Raw genomic sequence first — 2,599 nt, 5'->3', positions numbered from 1 at the left:
CCAAATAAAAAATACAGCAGATTTCATATAAGTTAAGGTACACCAATACTGAGCAAGATTCCTGCATTAAAAAAGTATTATTATTAATGTCTTTAACTGTATATATAACGCTACGCATTAAGGTTTTTGACATCAATAGAAGCTGAAACCCTTTTTATTTCCTTATTGCCTATTGCCTATTGCCTGTTGCCTTACGCGTAGCGCTATACTTGCAATTTACTGTAAATGGAAATAATTGCCATATTTTAAGAATTAATAACTTAAAACTTAACAGCTTTTTCTGGTGTAGCTAAAAACTCTCGCAAGCGAACTAAACTAAAAGTCTGACCTAAATTTAGAGGCAACATAGATATTCCTTCTAAACGAGATTGTATCCAACCATCTCCCCAATACCACTCGTGAAATCCATCAATACCTTGACTAAGTAACAACCTCAAACAATTTGACCCTACTACATCAACATAATGTTTAATTTCTACTAGGCCAACCATACTTTTAAACTCTAAACCCTGAGACAATTGTTCTGGTAGTCCAGGAGAAAAGCGTTGAGGCCACAACCATGTTTGTAACTGAGATGAACATAGTAAACTCTCTCTGATCGTAGCTTCAGTAGCTTCAATCTCAATCCGCAAATGGCTTTTTTGGAAAGTACCTAACATAATAATATAGTAATATAATATTTGAATTTATACTTGGTATCTCTTTCTCAAACAAAAATAGAAAATTACAAGCATCTAGGTTAACATTATTTCCCTATAATTAGGGATGAGTGAAGCCAAAATTTGCAGCAAATTTACTTATTTTTATAATTTATTACTAGATATTTTAGCAAAAAATTATTTCTCAAGATAATATTCATCGTAAGTTTTATAACTGAATAATACTATCTATAATATATCATTATATCTAACAACTTAGACTAACACAATAAGCATAAAACTAATACAAAAACTAGGGCATAAATTATGTATAACCATTACTTACATCTATAATAAATATCTGACAAACTTAACAGGAATATTCCAACAGAGTTATGATAAAAACAATTAGAATTATTAAGAAATGTAAGGACTTCAATGGCAGATCGACTAATTAGAGCGACAGCAGCAGAAGGTGGCATTCGTGTTGTTGGTGTAATTACCACCCGCTTAACTGAAGAAGCAAGACAACGACATCAACTTTCTTGGGTGGCCTCTGCTGCTCTTGGCCGCACAATGGCTGCTGGACTATTATTAGCTTCTAGCATGAAAACTCCCGAATCAAGAGTCAACATTCGTGTCCAAGGCAATGGTCCTTTAGGAGGAGTTCTTGTGGATGCAGGACTAGATGGAACAGTAAGAGGCTATGTAGACAATCCTACAATTGAGCTGTCACCAAATAAAATTGACAAATTGGACGTAGGAAAAGCAGTAGGCAACCAAGGCTTCTTATATATAGTAAAAGATGTAGGTTATGGCTACCCATATTCCAGTACGGTAGAGCTAGTATCTGGAGAAATTGGAGATGATATTGCTAATTACTTAGTTACATCAGAACAAACACCATCCGCTTTAGTACTAGGAGTATATGTAGATAAAGAGGGTATACAAGCAGCAGGAGGACTTTTGTTACAAGTTATGCCCAAAGCAGCTATAGATGAAGAATTAGTTCAAACCTTAGAATCTCGTATAGCTTCCTTATCAGGTTTCACTCCATTACTTAGAGCTGGCAAAACGTTACCAGAAATTTTTCAACAACTTTTGGGGGACATGGGGTTAAATATATTTCCTGAAAGTCAAATAGTTCGTTTTCACTGTGGTTGCTCTTTTGAAAAAGTTTTAGGAGCCTTAAAAATGTTTGGCGTTGATGAACTAAAAGATATGATTGAAAAAGACAATGGTGCCCAGGCAGTCTGTGAATTTTGTGGAGAAGTATATCAAGCTAGTAAACAAGACCTGATACAACTAATTGAGGACTTACAACAACCCTTCACAGAAATTCCTGTTGGACAACTACATAAATCATCTTCATAAGTTTATTCTAAGAATTCAGAACACATAGAAATTGATCGTTGTCTTCTGAATTCATAGCTTTATAGAACCAATTTGATACCTTGGTCACAAGAATAAGGGAGGCGTAGGTTCGGCAATGAAAATCAAATGTGAGGGCTAATTTTTCTGTAAAAATTGATGCTTCAGATAATTACGAAAGATAATTACGAATAATAATTATAAATTTATAAATGTTAAATAGGATACATGTTAAATAGGTTTCATATTATTAAATATGGGTTTTCCATATTAGCGATAAAACTAAGTTTTTGTTTTCATTTTTTCAACTGAAAAACTTGTAAAACCTCCTGGTATTAATTGTTTTCTCAAACAATTAATTTTCTGTTCATATTGAGGTTGCATCTTTTCCCAAAATAGTGTATAAATATAAACCGCAGATAATTGAAGCCTAAATTTAATATTTTAGATAAAGGCTTACCCACAGGCTAAACCAACCGGAAAGTCATTAAGCATGAAATATATCTGTTGCTTGCTGTTCGGGATAAGTAGTGTATATGAATGAAAAATACAAAACAATAGACCGTATACGGACACTACGCCAGATGAAG

General features: G+C 33.6%; 2 protein-coding genes. One reads left to right on the top strand and one right to left on the bottom strand.

Annotated elements, in window-relative coordinates:
• Nucleotides 1–260 precede the first annotated feature (260 nt).
• Complete coding sequence (locus F6K13_RS27820) at nt 261–659, bottom strand: hypothetical protein (RefSeq protein WP_124144064.1); 399 nt, start codon at nt 657–659, stop codon at nt 261–263.
• Nucleotides 660–1,076: 417 nt separating this feature from the next.
• Here F6K13_RS27820 and hslO point away from each other — a divergent pair, with 417 nt between their 5' ends.
• Nucleotides 1,077–2,012, top strand: coding sequence for an Hsp33 family molecular chaperone HslO (hslO, locus tag F6K13_RS27815; protein WP_124144065.1), 936 nt, complete (start codon nt 1,077–1,079; stop codon nt 2,010–2,012).
• The last annotated feature ends 587 nt before the right edge of the window (nt 2,013–2,599 follow it).

The organism is Okeania sp. SIO2B9 (assembly GCF_010672505.1).
Lineage (GTDB): Bacteria > Cyanobacteriota > Cyanobacteriia > Cyanobacteriales > Microcoleaceae > Okeania > Okeania hirsuta.
Note: the sequence above shows the minus strand (reverse complement) of the source record. Positions and strands in the feature narration are given on the sequence as shown.